This window comes from Streptosporangium sp. NPDC049644, from assembly GCF_040675205.1.
In the GTDB taxonomy this organism is placed as follows: Bacteria; Actinomycetota; Actinomycetes; order Streptosporangiales; family Streptosporangiaceae; genus Streptosporangium; species Streptosporangium fukuiense.
On sequence record NZ_JBFAOJ010000005.1, the window covers coordinates 17,266 to 39,195 of the forward strand.

The following is a 21,930-nucleotide window of genomic DNA, read 5'->3' on the forward strand; positions in this document are numbered from 1 at the left end:
CACGGCAGGCAGACGGGCCGGGTACGGCTCTCGGAATAGGCCGTACCCGAGCCGGTCAGCCCCGGGTGTCGGCGAGCAGGGCGTTCAACACCAGGTCAGGGTGGTCGCGCATGACGCCGCGCATCCGCCACTCGTCGGTGAACAGCGCCAGCAGGGCCCCGTCCAGCGAGCGGGTGAAGACCTCCACCCCGCGCTGACGGGCCAGGATCGGCGCCGACTCGGCGTCGGTGAGCCTGGCGATACCGAAGTCCAGCCGGTCCATCAGGATCTCGGTGTTGAACTCGGCCTCCATCCGGTGCTTGACCACGTCGAACTGCATCGGGCCCACCGCGGCGAGCACCGGCGACTGGTCGCCTCTGACGTCGGAGCGGAGCACCTGGACCACGCCCTCGGCGTCGAGCTGCTCGATGCCCTTGCGGAACTGCTTGGACCGGCTGGAGTCACGGACCCTGGCCGTGGAGAAGTGCTCGGGGGCGAAGCTCGGAATTCGGGGGAACTCGACGGGCGAGCCGTCGTACAGCGTGTCGCCGGGACGCAGCGCGCTGGCGTTCACCAGCCCGACCACGTCGCCGGGGTACGCCTCGTCGATCGTGGCGCGTTCCTGGCCGAAGACCGACTGGGCGTACTTGGTGGCGAACGGGCGGGCGGTGGCCGCGTGGACGAGCACCATGCCGCGCTCGAACCTGCCCGAGCAGACCCGGACGAAGGCGATCCGGTCGCGGTGCGAGGGGTCCATGTTGGCCTGCACCTTGAAGACAAGGCCGGAGAACGGCTCCTCCAGCGGGCGCGGGTCGTCGTCGACGTCCGGCCGGGGCGCGGGAGCGGGGGCGATGTCGACCATGGCGTCCAGCAGGCGGCCGACGCCGAAGTTGGACAGCGCGGCCCCGAACAGCACCGGGGTGGACTCGTGCGCCTCGAAGGTCTTCTGGTCGTGGTCGGCGCCGATCGCGGAGAGCAGGTCGATCTCGTCCTTGGCCCGCTCCCAGTCGCCGCCCAGCTCCATCAGGGCCTGCTCGGCGCTCAGGTCGGTCTCGATCGCCTTGGTGGCGCCGCCGGGAGTGCGGGTGTAGCGGACGATCCGGTCGGCGGCGCGGTCGGCCACCCCGTGGAAGAAACCGCCGGTACCGATCGGCCAGGTGATCGGCGTGGGCTTCAGACCGGTCTTCTCCTCGATCTCGTCCAGCAGTTCCAAAGCCTCGCGGCCCGGCCGGTCCCACTTGTTGACGAACGTGATGACGGGGATGCGGCGGTGCCGGCACACCTCGAACAGCTTCAGCGTCTGCGGCTCCATGCCCTTGGCCGCGTCGAGCAGCATGACCGCGCAGTCGACGGCGGCCAGCACCCGGTAGGTGTCCTCGGAGAAGTCCGCGTGGCCGGGAGTGTCGACCAGATTGAACATGTGGCCGCGGTACTCGAACCTGAGCGCGGCGGAGGTGATGGAGATGCCCCGGGCCTTCTCCATCTCCATCCAGTCGGAGGTCACCCCACGTCGGCCGGACTTGCCGTGCACCGCGCCCGCCTGGCTGATCGCGGAGGCGTGCAGCGCCAGCGCCTCGGTCATGGTCGACTTGCCCGCGTCGGGGTGGCTGATCACCGCGAACGTGCGGCGACGTGCCGCCTCCTGCATGATCGCGGTCATTCCTGATCTCCTAGCGGTGCGTAAAGTGGGGAACTCCGGGCACAGTGCGGGGGCACTGAGGAGGCACTGGACGGCCACTGAAACAGCTTACGCGCCACCACCGGTGTCAACAGATGTGGCAACACTTCCCCAGGCCGCTTGCGCCACCATGGTGTTAAGTGGATCGTGGAACATCTCGGTTCGCCATAGGCCCATCCCAACTGTCCGAAAGCGGCTCAGCTCGTGCAACTCGACGATCTAGTGATGCGCAGATGATCACGCTGCGCTATACGGCAGGGTCCGACGTCGGCCGGATCCGGCAAGGCAACGAGGACGCCGCCTACGCGGGCGCGCGGCTCCTGGCCGTCGCCGACGGAATGGGCGGTCACGTGGGTGGTGAGGTCGCCAGCTCGGCGGCCATCGCCACCGTGGCGTCCCTGGACCAGGAGTGCCCGGGCGACCTCGCCGCCGCCGCCGAGGCCGGAGTCCGCAAGGCCAACCAGCGCCTGCGCGAGCTGGTCGCCGAAGACCCGTCACTCACCGGCATGGGGACCACTCTGACCCTGATGCTCTGGAACGGCTCGCGCGTCGCCCTCGCCCACATCGGCGACTCCCGCGCCTACCTGCTCCGCAACGGCGATCTCTATCAGATCACCTACGACCACACCCTGGTCCAGACGCTGATGGACGACGGCCGGATCACCGCCGAGGAGGCCGCCCGCCACCCGCACCGGTCGATCCTGCTGCAGGTCCTCGACGGCAGCGAGAACCTCGAACTCGACCTCTCCCTACGGGACGCCGAGGTCGGCGACCGCTACCTGCTCTGTTCCGACGGGCTGTCGGGAGTGGTCGAGGCCGAGCGGCTCCGCCAGGTGCTCGCCGAGGTCGACGACCTTCAGGAGGTCACCCGGCAGCTGATCGCACTCGCCTGCGAGGCGGGGGGACCCGACAACATCACCTGCGTGGTCGCCGACGTGGTCGAGGGGGAGGTCACCGACAATCCCGTGGTGGTCGGCTCGGCCGTTCCCTCATAGGCGCTCACAGCGGCTTACAGCCGCTCGCGGAAGCCGCCCGCCCGTGGCCGGCCGCCGCTCGTGCGGACAGGTCACGGCACGGAGGTACGGCGGGTGTCCCCGGGACGCCCCGGCCGCTTCCCGCTGCCCGGTGAGCCCTGGTCACAGCCGGAGGACAGCGGTTATCGTCGGAGACCCACGTTCCTCGCCGCCCCCCATCGGAGGGATGTCCCCATGTACAAGGAATTCGCCATCGAGGCCATCGTGTGGCTCATCCCCGTCGTGATCCTCGTCGGTCTCGCCTACATGATCACCCGGCCCGCCTGATCTTTCGGAGGCCCGCCGGGGACGCGAGGCCACGTCCGCGCTCCTCGGTCTCCGCCCGCCCCCGGACGGCTCCGCGCCACCACCTGCGCACCGGCCCCGGAAACCCGCAGCTGGAGCGGCTAATACGAGTATTTTTCCAATTTGGGAACTATTCTCTTTAACCAATCTTTACCTGTATATAGTCACCTACATGCGCTCGGGGGAGCGCGATCCGGTACGCCAGCAGGGGGACCACACACACCAATGGGCCAGTTCGTCGATGCCACGCTGTCCTTTCCGACCGTCCTGTTCACGTTCCTGCTCCTGGTGATCATCGCGTACTGGGTGCTCGTCGTGTTCGGCGTGTTCGGGTTCGACGGCGACGGCGACGGCTCCGAAGCCTTCCTGAGCGGTCTGGGACTCGGCGGGGTCCCGGCCGCACTGGTCATCTCACTGCTGGTCGTCGTCGCCTGGTTCGCGAGCCTGGTGGGCGGCACACTGTTCACCGGCACCCCCGCCCTGGTGGCGGTACTGGTCGCGGCGCTGGTCTGCGCCTGGGCGTGCACACGCCTCATCGTGCTGCCGCTGCGACGTCTCATCCCGAAGGAGCGCGTCCCCTCCCGCGCCGACTTCGTGGGCCGTGCGTGTGTCATCCGCACAAGCCGGGTCGGCAGTGACTTCGGTCAGGCCGAGGTCACCGCCCCGGACGGCTCCTCCGCTCTCGTTCAAGTGCGTCAGACCGGCGACGACGTCTTCGCCGCCGGAAGCACCGCCCTGATATTCGCCTACGACTCCCCTGGCGAGTTCTTCTGGGTGATGCCCTACGCCGCGGAACTCGACCCTGATCGTCCTATTTAACCGAGGGACCATTTTGGACGTCATCTCCACCGGGCTCGGCATCTTCCTCGCCGTCGTCCTGCTCGTCGTCGTCGGCCTGCTCATCATGATCAGCCGCCTGTTCAACAAGGTCGAACAGGGTAAGGCCCTGATCATCTCGAAGATCAACAAGGTGGACGTCACCTTCACCGGCGCCATCGTGCTGCCCATCTTCCACAAGTCGGAGCTGATGGACATCTCGGTGAAGACCATCGAGATCGCCCGGACCGGCCGTGAGGGCCTGATCTGCCGTGACAACATCCGCGCCGACATCCGCATCACCTTCTTCGTCCGGGTCAACAAGACCGTCGAGGACGTGGTGAAGGTCGCCCAGGCCATCGGCACCGCCCGCGCGAGCGATCAGGAGACGCTGCAGGAGCTGTTCAACGCCAAGTTCTCCGAGGCGCTCAAGACGGTCGGCAAGCAGCTCGACTTCGTGGACCTGTACACCCAGCGTGACCGGTTCCGCGACCAGATCATCCAGGTCATCGGCACCGACCTCAACGGCTACAGCCTTGAGGACGCGGCCATCGACTACCTGGAGCAGACCGCGCTGACCTCGCTCGACCGGAACAACATCCTCGACGCGCAGGGCATCAGGAAGATCACCGAGCTGACCGCCATCGAGCACGTACGGACCAACGAGTTCCAGCGTCGCGAGGAGAAGGAGATCACCCGCCAGAACGTGGACGCGCGGGAGGCCATCCTGGAGCTTGAGCGCCGCCAGGCCGACGCGGAGACCAAGCAGAAGCGCGAGGTCGAGACCATGCGTGCCCGCGAGGAGGCGGAGACCGCCAAGGTCCAGGCCGAGGAGCGGCTCAAGGCGCACGCCGCGCACCTCCGTACCGACGAGCAGCTCGGCATCCAGCAGGAGAACCAGGCCCGCGAGATCGCGGTGGCGGCGAAGAACCGCGAGCGGGTCCTCGCCATCGAGACCGAGCGGATCGAGAAGGACCGCCTGCTGGAGGTCATCGCCCGCGAGCGCGAGACCGAGCTGTCGCGTATCTCCAAGGACAAGGAACTGGAAGGCGAGAAGCGCTCCATCGCCGAGGTGATCCGCGAGCGGATCGTGGTGGAGAAGACCGTCGCCGAGCAGGAGGAGAGCATCAAGCGCCTGCGCGTGGTCGAGGAGGCCGAGCGGACCCGTCAGGCCGTGATCATCCAGGCCGAGGCCGAGGCCCAGGAGAGCCTGGTCAAGGACATCAAGGCGGCCGAGGCCTCCGAGGCGGCGTCCAAGCACCGGGCCCGCGAGGCACTGGTGCTGGCCGAGTCCCGGCAGCAGGCCGCCGAACTCGACGCCCGCGCCAAGATCCGTCTGGCCGAGGGCGTCCAGGCCGAGACCGCCGCTCCCGGCCTGGCCGAGGTGCAGGTGCGCGAGCGGGACGCCGCGGCGATCGAGAAGATCGGCCGCGCCGAGGCCGCCGTCGAGCGGGAGAAGGCGCTGGCGATCGCCGAGGGCGAGCAGGCCAAGGCGCACGCCGTGGCCACCGCGGTACGCGAGAAGCTGAAGGCGGAGGCCGAGGGCGAGCAGGCCATGGCGATGGCCGCCGCCGCGACGGTCGGGGAGAAGCTCAAGGCCGAGGCCGAGGGTCTCACCGAGAAGGCCGCGGCGATGGCCGCGCTCACCGACGCGACCCGCGCCCACGAGGAGTACCGTCTGCGCCTGGAGGCCGAGAAGGAGATCCGTCTCGCCGGAGTGAACGTGCAGCTCAAGATCGCCGAGGCGCAGGCCTCCGTGGTCTCCGCCGGCCTGTCCAAGGCCAACATCGACATCGTCGGCGGCGACACCGTGTTCTTCGACAAGCTGATGAACTCGATCAGCATGGGCAAGGCGGTGGACGGCTTCGTGGACCACTCCGACGTCGCCCGCACGCTGGCCGAGCCCTACCTGAACGGCTCGTCGAGCATCCCCGCCGACCTGGGCAGGGTCCTCGGCTCGATCGACACCGCCGACGTGCGGAACCTCTCGCTGTCCGCGCTGCTGATGAAACTGATCAAGGATGGCGGCCCCGACGCCGACCGGCTCCGCGGCCTGCTGAGCGAGGCCCAGACCGCGGCCACCACCACCGAGGTCCCGGTCGCCGCGCTCAACTCCGCCGGCAAGTGACGTCCTCCACGGCGGAGGCCGTCACCGACGCCCCCGGCGCGGAGGGGGCCGGGCTGGACGCGGGCACCTATGAGGTGCTCCGCGCCCGGCTGGCCGAACAGGCCGCCGAGCTGGCCAGAAGGTCCGACGCGCTCAACGCCGAACGCCTGGCGGTGTTCGGCGGAGCCGAGCTGCGCCTGATCGGCACCGAGCGGATACGCACCGAGAACAACTGCGTGCCGCGCGACATCGTCTCGGTCGGCGGGCTCATGCTCTTCGGCTACAACGTGTTCATCGGGCTGAAGCCGGAGACGGCCGTCGCGGACGTCTTCTCCATGCACACGTTCGTACGGGACACGGCGGACGCGTTCCGCTTCGACCCGGCGCCGATGTTCCGTGACCCGCGCTTCGAGCGGGACTTCGCCGAGCTCTACCGGTACTACCGGGAGACCCGGCTGCTCCAGCTCCGCCGGGTCGAGGGCAAGCTGCTGGCCGTCTTCCAGACCGGCCCGCAGGACACCCGGGTGCTGCGCTGGCAGGTCGGGGCGGACGGCACGCTCACCTACATCGACGACCGGGGGGAGCGCGACCACACGTTCCCGCCCTCGCACGACTTCGAGTGGACCCCCGCCACCCGTGACGACCACGTGCTCGGCCGCCACCCGCACATCTCGATCCAGGGCGAGGTGTTCGTCGAGACCGTCGGCGGCGACCTCACCATCAAGATCGAGAACAATACCGAGTCCGGCGAGGGCGTCTACCGCGAGCCCGTCACCGAGCCGCTGCAGAGCCTCGCCGACGCGGAGGTCCAGCACGCCAGGATCGGCCCGCTGATCCTGCTCCGGATCCGGCCGTACAAGGAGCCCGACTGGCGGCACCTGGTCTTCAACACCCGGACCAAGGACGTGGTCCGCCTCGATGGCATCGGGCAGGCCTGCCAGCGCCTGCCCGAGGACCAGGGGATCATCTTCCCCGGCGGCTACTACCTGTCCACCGGGGTCAGCAAGACCTTCGACACCGACGTGTCCGAGCTGGAGTTCGAGCGGGTCATCCGCTCCCCCAACGGCGAGGACGTGCTGTACGTCTTCCACGCCCGCGCCGAGGGGCGCTCGCTGCTGCTGCCGTACAACGTGATCCGCAAGCAGGTGGCGAATCCGCTCTCCTGCCACGGCTACTCACTGTTCGACGACGGCACGCTGGTCGTCTTCAGGGCCACCTCCGACGAGCCCACCCGCGTCCACCCGATGCAGGTCTGGCAGACGGCGTACCAGTCGGACCTCTACGCCGCCGGCCGTCCGGTCGGCACCGGCCCGCTGGAGCGGATCGGCAACGCGGAGCTGGTCCGGGGCATCTCCGACTGCCTCTCGGTGGCCGGGATGGTCGACGAGATGGCGCCGTCGATCCCGGTCTTCGAGGCGCTGATCGCCTCCTGCGCCCGGGTCTTCGACCACTACCACTGGCTGGGCGAGCACGGGCTGCGCGGTCCGCTCGCCGACGTGCGGGCCACCGCCGAGCAGGTGCTGGACGAGTTCGAGAACGTCCAGTCGCTCACCCGGCAGGCCGCCGAGGCGCTGGAGGCCGCCGCCGCCGACACCACCACGCTGATCCGGCAGGCGCGGAGCGAGGCGCCCAGGTCCGCCCAGGGCTGGGTGGACCGGCTCTCGCAGCTGCGCCGGTCGCAGGGGCACCTGGTGACCCTGCGCGAGCTGCGCCACGTCGACGTCGCCAGGATCGACGCGCTCGACGCGGAGCTGGCGGCCGAGCTGGACAGCACCGCGCAGCGCGCCGCGGGCTTCCTGCGCGGCGACGACGCCTTCGCCGGCTACCACGCGGAGGTCGAGTCGCTGGTCTCCGAGGCGGGCGCCATCGCGACCGTGGCCGAGGCCGGGCCGATCGGTGAGCGGCTGGAGCGGCAGGCGCGGGGCCTGGAGATCGTGGTCGAGGTGGTCGGCACGCTCGACATCGCCGACGCCACCGTGCGGACCTCCATCCTGGAACGGGTCGGCGAGGTGCTCGGCGGCGTCAACCGCGCCCGCGCCACGCTGGACGCCCGGCGCGGGGAGCTGCTGGCCGGTGAGGGCAGGGCCGCCTTCGCCGCCGAGTACGCCCTGCTGGGGCAGGCGATCACCGGGGCGCTGGCGATGTCCGACACCCCCGAGCGCTGCGACGAGCAGCTGGGCCGGCTGATGCTCCAGCTGGAGAACCTGGAGTCGCGCTTCGCCGAGTTCGACGACTTCCTGGGGCAGCTGTCCTCGAAACGGGAGGACGTCTACGAGGCGTTCTCCTCGCGCCGCCAGGCGCTGCTCGACGAACGGGCCCGCCGCGCCGACCGGCTGTCCGACTCCGCGACCCGGATCCTGTCGAGCGTACGGCGCCGCCTGGCCGGGCTGAAGTCGCTGGACGAGGTCAACACCTACTTCGGGTCCGACCCGATGGTGCTCAAGCTCAAGGGCGTGGTCGGGGAACTGCGCGCGCTGGGCGACCAGGTCCGCGCCGAGGAGCTCGAAGGCCGGGTCAAGTCCGCCCGTCAGGAGGCGGGCCGCGCCCTGCGCGACCGGCTCGACCTCTACACCGACGGCGGCGAGACCATCCGGCTCGGCCGCCACCTGTTCGCGGTCAACACCCAGCCGGCCGACCTGACCCTGGTCCCGCACGAAGGCCGGATGGCGTTCGCCGTCACCGGGACCGACTACCGCTCCCCGGTGCTTGACGCGGCCTTCGAGGAGACCCGGCCGTTCTGGAACCAGCTGACGGTCTCGGAGTCGCCGGAGGTCTACCGGGGCGAGCACCTGGCCGCCTCCATCCTGGCCGCCGCCGAGTCCGGCACCCTGACGCTGGGCGAGCGACAGGTCTCCCTGGACGCGCTGCACGAGGCGGCGGTGGCCGACGGGGAGCTGCTGGAGATCGTCCGCCGGGTGGCGGAGACCCGCTACGACGAGGGCTACGAGCGGGGCGTCCACGACCACGACGCCACCGCGATCCTGCAGGCGGCGCTCCGCCTGCACGCGGGCGCGGGCCTGCTCCGCTACCCGCCGGCGGCGCGGGCCGCCGCCCAGCTCTTCTGGACCTACGGCACCGACGAGGCCGCCCGCGCGACCTGGACCACCCGGGCCACCTCGCTGGCCCGGGCCCGGACCCTGTTCGGCCAGGTGGAGGCGGTACGGGAGACCCGTGCCGCCCTCGGCTCCGCGATCGCGTCCTTCAGCCGGGGTCTCCACGACCGTCCGGAGAGCCCGGCGGGCGCGCTCGCCGTGGCCGCCGCGAGCACGGCCGGGGCGCCCCGGGCGGCCGGGACCCTCGCGCGGGGGGACGAGGGCGTCTTCGAACTGGCCGGGGAGTATCTCTTCGAGGAACTGGCCGGCAAGCCGTTCGGGTTCGTGACGAGCGCGGGGGCACGGGCGCTGCTCGACCGGTTCGACCGGGCGCTCGGCCCCGCGCGCCGGGAGTTCGAGGAGGACCTGCGAGCGCTCGGCGACGACCTCTCCGGGCGTCATCGCCTGGCCGAGGCGTGGCTGTCCGCCTTCGACCTCTCGGCTGACCTCTCGACGCCGGACTCCGGGCCGGACTCGGCATCGGCCCCCGGATCGGCGGAGCTGGTGGAGGCTGTCGCCGTACTGCTCTGCGAGGTGGCGCGGCACGACTCGTCCGCGGCGCTGACCGCCACGGTCGAGGGTCTGCTCGGCGCGCACCCCCGGATCTCCGGGCGCGCGATCCGGCTGCGGCTGGACGAGTTCCTGGCCAGGACCCGGCACTTCCGCGACCACCGCGTCCCCGCCTACCGCGCCTACCAGAAGCGGCGCAACGAGCTGGTCGCGGCCGAGCGGGCGCGGCTGCGTCTTGAGGAGTTCCAGCCGAAGGTGATGACCGCCTTCGTCCGCAACCAGCTGCTCGACGAGGTCTACCTGCCGCTGATCGGCGACAACCTGGCCAAGCAGCTCGGCGCGGCCGGGGATGCCAGGCGGACCGACCAGATGGGCATGCTGCTGCTCATCTCCCCGCCCGGCTACGGCAAGACCACCCTGATGGAGTACGTGGCCGACCGGCTGGGGCTGATCTTCGTCAAGGTCAACGGCCCTGCCCTGGGCCACCTGGTGACCTCGGTGGACCCGGCGCAGGCGCCCGACGCGACGGCACGGCAGGAGATCGAAAAGATCTCCTTCGCGCTGGAGATGGGCAACAACGTGCTGCTCTACCTGGACGACATCCAGCACACCTCCCCGGAGCTGCTGCAGAAGTTCATCTCGCTCTGCGACGGCCAGCGCCGGATGGAGGGCGTCTGGGAGGGCCGGACCCGCACCTACGACCTGCGTGGCAAGCGCTTCGCGGTCTGCATGGCGGGCAACCCGTACACCGAGTCCGGCAAGCGCTTCCGCATCCCCGACATGCTCGCCAACCGCGCCGACGTGTGGAACCTCGGTGACGTGCTGTCCGGCCGGGACGAGCTGTTCGCGCTGAGCTACATCGACAACGCGCTGACCTCCAACCCGGTGCTGTCCCCGCTCTCCACCCGCGACCGCGGCGACATCCGCCTGCTGGTACGGCTGGCGCGGGGCGACTCGGGGGTCCGGGCCGACCAGCTCTCCCACCCGTACTCCTCGGTGGAGCTGGAACAGGTCCTCGCGGTGCTCCGCAGGCTGCTCCGGATCCAGAAGGTGGTGCTGGCCAACAACCAGGCGTACATCGCCTCGGCCGCCCAGTCGGACGCCTCGCGGACCGAGCCTCCCTACCAGCTCCAGGGCTCCTACCGGAACATGAACAAGCTCGCGGCCCGGGTCGTCCCGGTGATGAACGACGCCGAGCTGGAGGCGGTGATCGACGACCACTACCTCGGCGAGGCCCAGACCCTCACCTCGGGGGCAGAGGCCAACCTGCTCAAACTCGCCGAGCTACGCGGCACCCTGACCGCCGGGCAGGCCGCCCGATGGACCGAGGTGAAGGCCGCCTACCTGCGCTCCCAGGCCCTCGGCGGCGCCGAGGACGACCCGATGACCCGCGCGGTCGGCGCGGTCGGCCTCCTCGCCGACCGGGTGAGCACCGCCATCGAACACGCCGCCGACCGGCTCTCCCCCGAACCGTGAAACCCGCTCACGGGGGGCGTGGCGGGGACACTTTCCCCCCTTCCCGCCTTGCCCCCCGTGGCCGGCTCTCCGCTCGACCCGCCCCGGGGCACCGACGCCGGGCGATCGGGCCGTCAGGCCGGATTCACGTGATGCCGGCGGCGCGGGTGTCCCGCTCCGAGGGAGTTCAACACCCTTGGAGTCACAGACCAGGGGGAGACGCTCGGGGCGGACTGGTCGCCGGCGGGGTGGTGGGCGGTCGCCCGGCCGGTGCCTCCAACCGATCCACAAGCTGATCTCCAGTACCGCCTCCTAATGTCGTCGCCGACCTTCGCGCCCGGAGCGGCGCGACAAGACAGCGCATGCCGGCGAGAGCGGACCCGTGCGCGTGCACGACGATGGAGCAGATCTTGACCAGGCCCCAGGACGATCAATCGATGGAGTGCCGTCCATCGCACGGCAGCCACTTTCCACAATTTCGGGTGAAACGCCGTTATTTCGGGTCGGGCGATGTTGTTCATCGGGAAGACGGAGGCGCTTCTTCGTCCGGACAACGCGAAACCCGGACCGGTATCCGGCCGAATGACGATCCGCCGACGAGCCGCGACCTTCTGCTGCTGCTCGGTTTCTGCGCAGCCCTGCTCGGCCTGATTATCACCGCCCTGCCCGCGCGGGCCGACACCGGCCCCGTTACGGTCTCCCTCACCTCCGGCACCACCCAGGCTCAGCAGGTGGCGAACTTCTGGCTCGGCGACTCCAGGAGAAACCTGCTCCAGGCCACGCCGTACGGGGTGCAGACCGTGATCTCCGGAAGGAAGCGGACCACCGCGGCGAAGACCCTGGCCGCAGGGCCCACGGCGGTGGAGCCGGTGGGCCGCGCGCTGAGGACCGCCGGGCTTTCCGAGAACCTCAGCCTGCCCACCACCACGGGCAAGGTGTTCTTCGTCGGCGCGGACGGCCTGCCGCACTGGTGCAGCGGCACGTCGGTGCAGTCGGCCCAGCGCAACCTGGTCCTCACCGCGGCGCACTGCGTGTACGACACCGTCGGCGGTGCCACCACGCTGGCCAACTGGGCCTTCGTCCCCGGCTACACCGACGACGCGCCGCCGTGGGGCCTCTACGTGGGCAAGAGCGCCGTCGCTCACCACTCGTTCGACGCCTACACCGACCATGGCCACGACTACGCGTTCGCCGCCGTCTACAACGGCGTGTCCCAGCCGTCCACCGGCGGACTGGCCGACACGGGCAGGCTCGGCGACAACGTCGGCGGACAGGGCATCGCCTGGAACCAGCAGCCCAACCGCACGGTCAACGTCTTCGGCTATCCCGCCGGATCCCACCCGGACAACACCGCGCCCTACACCGGCAAAACCCTTGAGACCTCTCAGGGACCGACGTTCCCCTTCCAGCCCACTGATCTCTACGCCGACGACCTCGTCGGGGCCGCCTCCCCCTTCACCGACAAAGGCTCCCTCGGCTCGCCCTGGTTGTTGTCGTACCGGCCGGACCGCGGCCTCGGTTACGTCATCGGCGTCACCATGAGCGTCTCCGACATCGACCTCGACGACCGCTACGACACCGCCGTGTCCGCCACCTTCGACGGCGATGTGTCACCCGTCTACTCCAGCGCCGCGCAACTGTGGTCCGGATCCATAGCCGGTTAGCCGATTCGGCTGACAAACCGGCCCCGGACCGTCACCGGTCCGGGGCCGGTCCGGGGCCGGATGGCACACATCGACGGACCGGCTCCGCCCGATGGCTGTCATCGCCGTCACCTGGGAATGACCAGGTCATGGCTAACGAACCAAAGGTACGGGTGCGCCGGGTCTACGAGGAGCCGGAACCTCAGGACGGTGCCCGGGTGCTGGTCGATCGGGTCTGGCCGCGCGGGCTGTCCAAGGAGAAGGCACATCTTCAGGAGTGGTGCAAGGCGGTGGCGCCCTCGACCGAGTTGCGCAAGTGGTACGGCCACGACCCGGCTCGGTTCGAGGAGTTCGGCCGCCGCTACCGGGCCGAGCTGAAGGACCCCGAGCGGGCCACCGCGCTGGAGCACCTGCGGGAGCTGGCGAGGCAGCGAACGGTGACGCTCCTGACCGCGACCAGGCAGGCCGACATCAGCGAGGCCGTGGTCCTCGCCGACCTGCTGCGGAGTTGACCGCGGCGTCCTACGTGAGCTTGGCACCGAGGGGAGCGCGCGGCCGGGTGAGTACCGCCATCGGGCACACCGCCGACCGCCTCTCCCCCGTGAGCCGTCAGCCAGGCGCGAGCAGGGTGAAGTCGGTGCGGCCGGAGGCGACTCCGTTGACCTGGACTTCGACCGCGTGGGTGCCGGGGTGGTAGCGCCTGGTGGTGATCTCGCGGAACGAGTGGTCGCGCGAGAGATCGATGGTGTCGCCGGGTGCGAGGGTCCTGGTGGTGAGCTTGAAGGTCTTGCCGCTCTGGCTCCCGTTCGCCTTCCTGTGGTGAACGATGTAGTCGATCGCGAGCCGCACCGGCTCCTGTCCGGGGTTGGTGACGGAGACGGTGAATCTCAGCGTGCCGCCGAACGGCACGGTGGTGCCGGCGAGCTTCGGACCCACGATCTCGACAACCGTGCCCGGAGTGAACCCCATCAGTTCCAGTGCGCCGGGATGGCCTTTCTTGATCAGCGTCCGCAGTCCGTGCCGAACGACTCTCCGCGTGTTGCCGTCCGGATCGGCCAGCCAGGCGGCGGCGGTCTCGATCACCAGGTCGGGCCGCTCCCTGCTGAGGTCGTTGAGATGGTTGGCGACCGAGCGTCGTACGTACTCGCTCTCGTCCCGGTACAGGGCGCTGATGACCGGCACGGTCGACCGGGGGTTCGCGAGGATGGCCGGAACCCGCTTGGCCCAGGGCAGGAAGGCCCGGGTCCCCTCGGTCGCGAGGCGGCGGACGTGCTCATCGGGATGAACGGTCCAGTCGATGATCCGTGCCATCGCGCGATCGAGATCGCGTTCGAGCAGCAGGCGGATGGCGAACTCGGAGGTCAGGCGTGGAGTGAGCTCCGCGAGCGCGTCGAGGGCGTCATCGAACGCCTCGCCGCTCCCGTCCTCGATCGCCTTGGTGGCGACAGCACCGCTCACCGGCCAGATCAGCCAGCCGCTGAAGGGATGTCTCCCGTTCAGCGCGGCCCGGACCGTGCCCGCGAAGGACCCGTAGTCTCCGGGCAGGTCCCGCAGCAGGGCGTCACGCAGCAGGTCGGCACGCTCGCGCAGGGACAGGGGGCCGAGTTCGGAGGTCGCCGCTCGAAGTGCCGTGAGCCGGGCGTCCGGCACGACCGCCCCGACCGCCCGGGCCAGTGCGCGGGCGGTGTCGGGTCCGATGAGCTCGTCGGCGAAGGGCATGTGTGTTCTCCAATGGGACGTCGTGGCGGCGTGCCCGCCGCCACGATGGGGCACGGAGGTCCCTCCTGCTCGTCGTGCGACCCCGCACGACGAGCAGGAGAGGCCGGGTCTTCCCGGGAGCGCCGCGAGTCGTGGATCCGCCGCCCCGGCCGGGAGGCCGCGTGACGGCACGGCCGCCTTCGGGGCGGATGCCCGGCGTCGGCCGGCTCACCCGCCGGAGGGGCGGGCGCGGATGTGCAGGCGTTCGCCCTGGGGGCCGAACAGGCTGAGTACCTCGGCGGGTTCCGGGCCGGAACTGCTGAACGCGTGCGGGATGTGGGTGTCGAACTCCGCGACCTCTCCGGGCATCAGGACGATCTTCTTCTCACCGAGCGACAGGCTCAGCCTCCCGGACAGGACGTAGAGCCACTCGTAGCCCTCGTGGACCCGCTGTTCCGGCCCGCAGCCGGGCCGGCTCGCCGGAATGATCATCTTGTACGCCTGCAGCCCACCGGGCCTGCGGGTCAGCGGGATGAACGTCATGCCCTCACGGGTGATCGCGCGCTGGTGGACGCGTGGATCGCCGGTCTCCGGCGCGCCGACGAGCTCGTCCAGCGGGAGCTGGTGGGCTCGGGCCAGCAGGAGCAGGAGTTCCAGGGTGGGACGACGCTGGCCGGACTCCAGGCGGGACAGGGTGCTGACCGAGATCCCGGTGGCCTCGGAGAGCTGCGCCAGGGTCGCGCCGCGCTGCCGGCGCAGTGCCCGCAGGCGCGGGCCTACCGCGTCGATGGCCCTGTCGAGGGCCTCGTCCGGAGGGAGGGCGTCGTCGTTCATGCCATCTATTTGCCATCCCGGCAAAGGCATTTGTCAAATCTGCCACCTTGGGCGGATAGTCCAGCGACGAGACGGCCGCCGTGATCCCACTCCGGCCGTACCACGAGCGAAGGAGAGCACGCGGTGGAGGAGAAGTACGACGTGGTGGTGGTCGGCGGCGGCGCGGCCGGTCTCAGCGGGGCCCTGACCCTGAGCCGGGCGCGCCGCTCGGTGCTGGTGGTCGACGCCGGCGCCCCGCGCAACGCCCCGGCCGGGCATGTGCACAACTACCTGGGCCGCGAGGGCACGCCCCCCGGCGAGCTGCTGGCCGTCGGCCGCACCGAGGTGACCGGCTACGGCGGTGAGATCGTGACCGGCACCGTCACCTCGGCCCATCGGCTGGAGGACGGCGACGGCTTTCGCGTGCTGCTCACCGACGGCCGGCAGGTACGGGCTCGGCGGCTGCTGGTGACCACCGGCCTGGTGGACGAACTGCCCGACGTTCCGGGGCTGGCCGAGCGATGGGGACGCGACGTCCTGCACTGCCCGTACTGTCACGGCTGGGAGGTCCGCGACCAGGCGATCGGCGTCCTGGCCGACGGCCCGATGGCCGCGCACCAGGCCCTGCTGTTCCGGCAGTGGAGTGAGCGGGTGACCCTGTTCCTGCACACCGCCGCCAAGCCCACCGATGAGGAGTACGAGCAGCTGGCCGCCCGGGGCGTCACCCTGGTGGAGGGCGAGGTCGCCGCCCTGGAGACGACCGGCGACCGGCTCGACGGCGTCCGGATGCGCTCGGGAGAGCTCGTCCCCTGCCAGGCCGTGGTGGTCGCGCCGCGCTTCACCGCCCGGGCCGACGTGCTCGCCTCCCTCGGGCTGGAGCCGGTCCCGCAACTGGCCGGCGACCACGTCATCGGCAGTTATGTGCCCGCCGATCCCACCGGGGCCACCGCGGTGCCCGGGGTGTGGGTGGCCGGCAACGTGGCGGACCTGCGCGCCCAGGTGATCGTCTCCGCCGCCTCGGCGCTGAACACCGCCGCCGCCATCAACGCCGACCTCATCGCCGAGGACACCCGCCACGCCGTCGCCGCCCACCGCCGGCGACCCGAGTCCCTCTCCGGCCACGCCGAACGGGTGCCCGACGACCGGCACGGCCCCGCCACCGCGACACCGCCGGACGCTCACCGGCACACCGACCGGGACGCCCTGGTCGAGGGCATGTTCAGCGAGCAGGCCTGGGAGGAGCGCTACCGTTCCCGTGACGCGATCTGGAGTGGCCGGCCCAACCCCCAGCTCGTGGCCGAGACCGCCGACCTGCCCCCCGGCACGGCGCTCGACGTCGGTTGCGGCGAGGGGGCCGACGCCCTCTGGCTGGCCGAACGCGGCTGGCGGGTCACGGCGGCGGACTTCGCCACCGTCGCCCTGCGGCGCGGCGCCGAACACGCTGACGCCCTCGGCGCTGAGGTGGCCGGGCGGATCGACTGGGTGCACGCCGACCTGACCGGCTGGGCACCCGATGAGGGCCGCTTCGACCTGGTCACCGCCCATTTCATGCACCTGCCGAAGGAGCAGCGCGAGGCACTGCACACCCGGCTGGCCGCCGCGGTGGCCCCCGGCGGGACTTTGCTCATCGTCGGCCACCACTTCTCGGACCTGGAGACCACGATGCCCCGGCTCAACGTGCCCGAGATGTTCTTCACCGCCGAGGAGGTCGCGCACTCCCTCGACCCCGACCTGTGGGACATCCTCGTCACCGACACCAGACCGCGCCTCGCCGACGACCCCGAAGGCCGCCAGGTCACCATCCACGACGCCATCCTGCGAGCCCGCAGGCGCCCGTGACCGGCCACCCCGGCCACCGCTCGGGAAGCCGTCGGCCGTCGCCTCGGGGCGGCGGACATCGCCTCGCGCGGCGACCGCGTCCCGAGGGCCGCCGGCCAGAGGGATCGCGAAACTCTCCCCCGAGCAGGTGAGGGGGTGCCCGGTTGCCGGGGCGTCGCCGGATGTCGAATACGGTGAGCAGGTGTCGGTCAGCGACCGGGTCGATCGAGAGCAAGGAAAGCAGTGAAGCTTCTTCATTCAGGGAAGGTCCGCGACGTCTACGAGGATCGCGGGGACATCATCCTCGTGGCGTCCGACCGGGTGTCGGTGTACGACGTGATCCTGCCCACGCCCATCCCTGACAAGGGGAAGATCCTCACACAGCTGTCACTGTGGTGGTTCGAACAGCTCGCCGACATCGTGCCCAACCATGTGATCTCGGCGACCGACGTCCCCGCCGAGTTCGCGGGCCGTGCGGTGCGGTGCAGGAAGCTGGAGATGGCGAAGGTCGAGTGCGTCGCGCGCGGCTACCTGACCGGCGGCGGGCTGAAGGAGTACCGGGCGCACGGGTCGGTCTCGGGCGTGCCGCTGCCGCCCGGCCTGCTGGACGGCTCCAAGCTGCCCGAGCCGATCTTCACCCCGTCCACCAAGGCGCCGCTGGGGCAGCACGACGAGCCCATCTCCTTCGACGAGGTGGTCGCCCTGGAGGGCGCCGAGGTCGCCGAGGAGTTCCGGCGGATCACGCTGGAGATCTACCGGCGAGGCTCCGAACTCGCCGCGGAGCGGGGCGTCATCATCGCCGACACCAAGATCGAGCTGGGCTGGGACTCCGAGGGCACGCTCGTGCTCGGCGACGAGGTGCTGACCTCCGACTCCTCCCGCTTCTGGCCCGCCGACCGGTGGGAGCCCGGCCACGCGCAGTTCTCCTTCGACAAGCAGTACGTGCGTGACTGGGCGACCGGCACGGGCTGGGACAAGAAGGAGCCCGCCCCGGAGGTCCCCGCCGAGGTCGTGGAGGTCACCAGGGCGCGCTACATCGAGGCGTACGAACGCATCACCGGCAGAACCTGGTAGGAGCCCGACGCCTTCAAAAAGTCCCCGCCGAGGTCGTGGAGGTCACCAGGGCGCGCTACATCGAGGCGTACGAACTCCGCGTCCCCGACGCCCGGGTAGGCGCCTGAGTCCCCTACAGGGAGAGTTTCCTCTCGACCGCGGCGCCCACGATGGTCGGTTCCACCGGGGCGGAACCGGTGGGCGCCCCGAAGTCGGCCACGATGCAGGTGATGTTGTCGGGGCCGCCGCCCCGGTTGGCGAGGTCGATGAGCCAGCGAGCCGCCTCGTCGGGGTCGGAGATCTCGGTCAGCGTGTTGAACAGGGTCTCGGGACCGACCACGGCGGTCAGGCCGTCGGAGCAGAGCAGGTAGCGGTCCTCCGGGTAGGCCTCGCGCAGCGACAGGTCCAGCTCGCCGTCGCCGGTGCCCTCAAGGACCCGCAGCACCATTGACCGGCGCGGGTGCTCGGCGGCCTGCTCAGGGGTGATCCGTCCCTCGTCCACCAGCGACTGGACCAGGGTGTGGTCATGGGTGATCTGGTAGAGGGCGCCGTCGCGCAGCATGTAGGCCCGGGAGTCTCCGACATGGGCCAGGGCGAAGGTGGCGCCGTCCCAGAGCATGGCGGTCAGGGTGGTGCCCATGCCGCGCAGCGTGGGATCCTGCTCGCTCATGTCGCGCAGTGTGTGGTTGACGTCCCTGGCGGCGCCCTTGAGCGCGGCGAGCAGGTCGACACCGTCGGCGGGAAGGGTGTCGTCCAGTGCCGCCATGGCGGTGACGGCAAGTGAGCTGGCGACCTCTCCACCCGCATGACCACCCATGCCGTCCGCTATGGCGAGCAGGCGCGCGCTCGCGTAGCCCGAATCCTCGTTCGCCTCACGGCGGACCCCCACGTCGGAGCGGGCCGCGTAGCGCAGTGCCAGTGGTTGGTTCAGTGCCATGAAGGCAGTAAATCATTGGTTGAAGCACTTCACAAGCAAAGACGTTGTAGACCGTTGCGGCACAGTCAACTACTGTGGCCCAACATGGAGGAGTCCCAGGAGATCACCGTGAACGCGGGCGACATCGCCCGGCTTGCCGGGGTCGGCAGGGCAGCGGTGAGCAACTGGCGCCGCCGCCACGAGGACTTTCCCCAGCCGGTGGGCGGTACCGCCTCCAGCCCGCTGTTCTCGCTGCCGGAGATCGCCGGGTGGCTGCGCGCGAACGGCAAGTCCTTCGAGGTCTCGCTCGGCGACCTGGTCTGGCAGCGGATGCGCACCTCGGTCGACGACCTCAGACTGGGCGAACTGGTGGCCAAGGTCGGCGCCTTCCTGCTGTTCCTGCGCCGTGAGCCCACCGCCTGGCGTGATCATGGTACGAAGTCTCTCACCCGGATGGCCGAGGTGACGACCGATCTCCCCGGCTCCGCCGATCTCCGCCTGGACGATCTGGCCCTCGTCCGACTGGTCGCCGAGCTGGCCGCCGAACGTGACCCGCTGGAGGTCTTCGAGTTCCTGTGCGAGCGCTACGTCGAGGCGCACTCCCGCCAGCTCTCGGTCACCAGGGACGATGTGGCCGAGCTCATGGTCCGGCTGGTGGTGCGGGAGGGGGACGTCGTCCTGGACCCGGCATGCGGTGTCGGAACGCTGCTGCTGGGCGCGGGCAGCTCGACGGCCCGGCGGGGAAGCGCTTCGAACGGCGGGAAGACCGTCCTGATGGGGCAGGAGATCAACGAGACGAACGCGCTGCTCAGCGCGGTTCGGGTGCTGCTGCGCGGGATCGAGGCGCGGATCGTCGCCGGTGATTCGCTCCGCGAGGACGGCCTGGCCGGTGACGTGGCCGACGCCGTGGTCTGCGACCCGCCGTTCAACGAGCGGGTCTGGGGGCACGAGGAGCTCGCCGGTGACCCGCGCTGGGAGTACGGCCTGCCGCCGCGCGGTGAGTCCGAGCTCGCCTGGGTGCAGCACTGCCTCGCCCGCGTCCGGCCGGGCGGCCTGGTGGCGATCCTGATGCCCACCGCCGCCGCCAGCCGTCGTCCGGGCAAGCGGATCCGCGGCAACCTGCTCCGGGCGGGAGCGCTGCGGGCCGTGGTGACGCTGGCACCCGGCGGCCCCGACCTGTGGATACTACGCAGGCCCGACGGCGGGCGTCCGCCGTCCCAGCTGCTGGTGGTGGACGCCGGCGAGGACCTGTCGGCCGTGGAGCCCGCCTGGCGCGCGTACCTGGAGAACCCCGAGGCCGAGTCGTCCGGCGAGGGCCGCACGGTGCGCATCATCGACCTGCTCGACGACGAGGTCGACCTCGCCCCGGCCAGGCACCGCCCTCAGCACAGCGGCCTCGACTTCCCGCGCGACTTCACCGAGACCCTGGCCGGCTTCATGGGTGCCTCGGCCACGCTGTCGGAGGCCGCTCCCGCCCTGGAGTTGCTCGCCGAGCGGCAGGACCTGCCGACCACCACGGTCGGCGAGCTGGCCAAGGCGGGGCTGATCACGATCCTGCAGGCGCCGCCGAGGATGTCGGCGGACGAGGGCCCTCTCCCGGTGCTGACCGCCGACGACACCGCGGCGGGCGCCTCGCCCTCGGGCCGTACCACCCTCGATCCGGCACTGATCATGATCAGGCCCGGCGACGTGGTGACCACGGTGCTCGGCGCGGTCAGGGTGATCACCCAGAGCGGCGCGGCGCTCGGCCCGCAGCTCACGCTGTACCGGGTCGACCCGCAGCGGCTCGACTCCGGGTTCCTGGCCGGTTTCCTGCGCTCGGCCGACGCGGCCAGGGTCCATCCCTCATCCAGCCGCCTCGACGTGCGGCGGGCGAGGGTGCCCATGCTGCCGCTGTCCGACCAGCGGATGTACGGAACGGCCTTCCGCGAACTGTTCGAACTGGAGGACAGACTGCGCGAGACGAGGGCACTGGGGGAAACGCTGATCCGGCTAGGCTTTGACGGACTGGTCGACGGCCATCTCCGGCCATGCGACCAAGGGGCGTGATGCCCGCGCGTCCAGGGGAGGGTCGATGGTCATCGGCGACCGATACGTACTCGACGACCTCCCTCTCGGCCAGGGGGGCATGGGGGCCGTCTACGGCGGCCATGACAGGCATCTCGACCGCAGGGTGGCCGTCAAGTTCCTGAGGTTCCTCACCGGCCCCGACGAGGAGCTGAAGCGGCGTTTCCTGCGCGAGGCCCGCATCCTGGCCAGGCTGGAGCACCCCGGCGCACCGGTCCTCTACGACTTCGGCACCTTCGACCAGCGGCTGTTCCAGGTGATGCAGTTCATCGAGGGCGTCACCGTGGCCGACGTGGTCAGCGAGCACGGCCCGCTCCCGGTGCCCTGGGCCGCGGCGATCGCCGCCCAGGCCTGCGCGGTGCTGACCGCGGCCCACGCGCTGTCCGTCTGCCATCGCGACCTGAAGCCGACCAACCTGATGCTCTGCCCCGACGGGAGCGTCAAGGTCCTCGACTTCGGCCTGGCCGTGCTCCGCGAGGCCGACTCGACGCAGTTCACCCGGGTCGGCCAGATTCTCGGCACCCCGTCGTACATGGCGCCCGAGCAGATCCAGCGCGGCCTGTCCGGTCCCCGCAGCGACCTCTACGCCCTCGGGTGCGTGATCCACGAGATGCTGACCGGCCGCCAGCTGTTCACCGGCCCCACCGAGTACGCCGTGTTCGAGCGCCAGGTGAAGGAGCGCCCGCCCGAGGTTCCGGGGGTCCCCGCCGAGCTGAACCGCCTCCTCGCCGACCTGCTGGAGAAGGACCCGGAGAACCGCCCCGCGGGCGCCGACGTCCTCTACGAGCGGCTGCAGCCCTTCGCGGTGGACCTGCCGATGCTGCCGGGCTTCCTGCACCCGTCGTCGGTGCCGAGCCCGGGCCGGATGTACGCGCGAATGGTCGGCCGGGTCCTGGCCTGACGCCTCGGAGAGCAGGCCGAGCGGCGCGTGTCGAAAGCTTACGGCCTCTTCTGACGTTCTTCTAT

Annotated in this window: 14 protein-coding genes; 10 read left to right on the forward strand and 4 right to left on the reverse strand. The window is 70.6% G+C overall.

Annotation, left to right across the window (positions count from 1 at the left end):
* Positions 1 to 55: 55 nt before the first annotated feature.
* Positions 56 to 1,639 carry a peptide chain release factor 3 gene (locus AB0J58_RS03955; RefSeq protein ID WP_343975810.1) on the reverse strand — a complete coding sequence of 528 codons (1,584 nt, stop codon included), beginning with the start codon at positions 1,637 to 1,639 and terminating at the stop codon, positions 56 to 58.
* A 251-nt stretch (positions 1,640 to 1,890) separates the two neighbouring features.
* Between AB0J58_RS03955 and AB0J58_RS03960 the strand changes: the two genes are divergently transcribed.
* The 6 genes from AB0J58_RS03960 to AB0J58_RS03985 all read left to right on the forward strand — a co-directional run bounded on the left by AB0J58_RS03960 (position 1,891) and on the right by AB0J58_RS03985 (position 13,111).
* A complete protein-coding gene (locus AB0J58_RS03960; protein ID WP_343975814.1) occupies positions 1,891 to 2,652 on the forward strand; it encodes a protein phosphatase 2C domain-containing protein in 762 nt (253 codons plus the stop codon).
* Between the two features lie 549 nt (positions 2,653 to 3,201).
* Entirely contained in the window at positions 3,202 to 3,795 is a 594-nt protein-coding gene (locus AB0J58_RS03965; RefSeq protein WP_364209877.1) for a hypothetical protein, read from the forward strand.
* Between the two features lie 13 nt (positions 3,796 to 3,808).
* Positions 3,809 to 5,920, forward strand: coding sequence for a flotillin family protein (locus AB0J58_RS03970; protein ID WP_364209879.1), 2,112 nt, complete (start codon positions 3,809 to 3,811; stop codon positions 5,918 to 5,920).
* Complete coding sequence (locus tag AB0J58_RS03975; RefSeq protein WP_364209882.1) at positions 5,917 to 10,977, forward strand: DNA repair ATPase; 5,061 nt, start codon at positions 5,917 to 5,919, stop codon at positions 10,975 to 10,977. Before AB0J58_RS03970 ends, AB0J58_RS03975 begins: the two co-directional genes overlap by 4 nt.
* A 710-nt stretch (positions 10,978 to 11,687) precedes the next feature.
* Positions 11,688 to 12,620, forward strand: coding sequence for a hypothetical protein (locus AB0J58_RS03980; protein ID WP_364209885.1), 933 nt, complete (start codon positions 11,688 to 11,690; stop codon positions 12,618 to 12,620).
* A gap of 128 nt (positions 12,621 to 12,748) precedes the next feature.
* Positions 12,749 to 13,111, forward strand: coding sequence for a DUF488 family protein (locus tag AB0J58_RS03985; protein WP_364209888.1), 363 nt, complete (start codon positions 12,749 to 12,751; stop codon positions 13,109 to 13,111).
* A gap of 97 nt (positions 13,112 to 13,208) precedes the next feature.
* Here AB0J58_RS03985 and AB0J58_RS03990 read toward each other — a convergent pair whose 3' ends face one another.
* Both AB0J58_RS03990 and AB0J58_RS03995 read right to left on the reverse strand, forming a co-directional pair.
* Positions 13,209 to 14,318, reverse strand: coding sequence for a DNA alkylation repair protein (locus AB0J58_RS03990; protein ID WP_364209891.1), 1,110 nt, complete (start codon positions 14,316 to 14,318; stop codon positions 13,209 to 13,211).
* A gap of 207 nt (positions 14,319 to 14,525) precedes the next feature.
* Positions 14,526 to 15,131 (reverse strand): XRE family transcriptional regulator, encoded by a 606-nt coding sequence (locus AB0J58_RS03995; RefSeq protein ID WP_364209894.1) that lies wholly within the window; start codon positions 15,129 to 15,131, stop codon positions 14,526 to 14,528.
* A 123-nt stretch (positions 15,132 to 15,254) separates the two neighbouring features.
* Here AB0J58_RS03995 and AB0J58_RS04000 point away from each other — a divergent pair, with 123 nt between their 5' ends.
* Both AB0J58_RS04000 and AB0J58_RS04005 read left to right on the forward strand, forming a co-directional pair.
* Complete coding sequence (locus AB0J58_RS04000) at positions 15,255 to 16,949, forward strand: bifunctional NAD(P)/FAD-dependent oxidoreductase/class I SAM-dependent methyltransferase (protein WP_364209896.1); 1,695 nt, start codon at positions 15,255 to 15,257, stop codon at positions 16,947 to 16,949.
* A 222-nt stretch (positions 16,950 to 17,171) separates the two neighbouring features.
* Positions 17,172 to 18,002, forward strand: a complete 831-nt coding sequence (locus AB0J58_RS04005) for a phosphoribosylaminoimidazolesuccinocarboxamide synthase (protein WP_364209899.1) — start codon at positions 17,172 to 17,174, stop codon at positions 18,000 to 18,002.
* Between the two features lie 112 nt (positions 18,003 to 18,114).
* Here AB0J58_RS04005 and AB0J58_RS04010 read toward each other — a convergent pair whose 3' ends face one another.
* Positions 18,115 to 18,918: a protein phosphatase 2C domain-containing protein gene (locus AB0J58_RS04010; RefSeq protein ID WP_364209902.1), complete on the reverse strand. Its 804-nt coding sequence runs from the start codon at positions 18,916 to 18,918 to the stop codon at positions 18,115 to 18,117.
* 84 nt (positions 18,919 to 19,002) lie between these two features.
* Here AB0J58_RS04010 and AB0J58_RS04015 point away from each other — a divergent pair, with 84 nt between their 5' ends.
* Together AB0J58_RS04015 and AB0J58_RS04020 are read left to right on the forward strand one after the other, a co-directional pair.
* Entirely contained in the window at positions 19,003 to 20,946 is a 1,944-nt protein-coding gene (locus AB0J58_RS04015; protein WP_364209905.1) for an N-6 DNA methylase, read from the forward strand.
* A gap of 25 nt (positions 20,947 to 20,971) precedes the next feature.
* Positions 20,972 to 21,865, forward strand: coding sequence for a serine/threonine-protein kinase (locus tag AB0J58_RS04020; protein WP_343975854.1), 894 nt, complete (start codon positions 20,972 to 20,974; stop codon positions 21,863 to 21,865).
* The last annotated feature ends 65 nt before the right edge of the window (positions 21,866 to 21,930 follow it).

Excerpts from the sequence above, each read along its gene's own strand:
- AB0J58_RS04020 (WP_343975854.1), top strand. The coding sequence starts at position 20,972 with ATGGTCATCGGCGACCGATACGTACTCGACGACCTCCCTCTCGGCCAG.
- AB0J58_RS03995 (WP_364209894.1), bottom strand. The coding sequence starts at position 15,131 with ATGAACGACGACGCCCTCCCTCCGGACGAGGCCCTCGACAGGGCCATC.
- AB0J58_RS04015 (WP_364209905.1), top strand. The coding sequence starts at position 19,003 with ATGGAGGAGTCCCAGGAGATCACCGTGAACGCGGGCGACATCGCCCGG.
- AB0J58_RS04010 (WP_364209902.1), bottom strand. The coding sequence starts at position 18,918 with ATGGCACTGAACCAACCACTGGCACTGCGCTACGCGGCCCGCTCCGAC.
- AB0J58_RS03965 (WP_364209877.1), top strand. The coding sequence starts at position 3,202 with ATGGGCCAGTTCGTCGATGCCACGCTGTCCTTTCCGACCGTCCTGTTC.
- AB0J58_RS03955 (WP_343975810.1), bottom strand. The coding sequence starts at position 1,639 with ATGACCGCGATCATGCAGGAGGCGGCACGTCGCCGCACGTTCGCGGTG.
- AB0J58_RS03960 (WP_343975814.1), top strand. The coding sequence starts at position 1,891 with ATGATCACGCTGCGCTATACGGCAGGGTCCGACGTCGGCCGGATCCGG.
- AB0J58_RS03985 (WP_364209888.1), top strand. The coding sequence starts at position 12,749 with ATGGCTAACGAACCAAAGGTACGGGTGCGCCGGGTCTACGAGGAGCCG.
- AB0J58_RS03990 (WP_364209891.1), bottom strand. The coding sequence starts at position 14,318 with ATGCCCTTCGCCGACGAGCTCATCGGACCCGACACCGCCCGCGCACTG.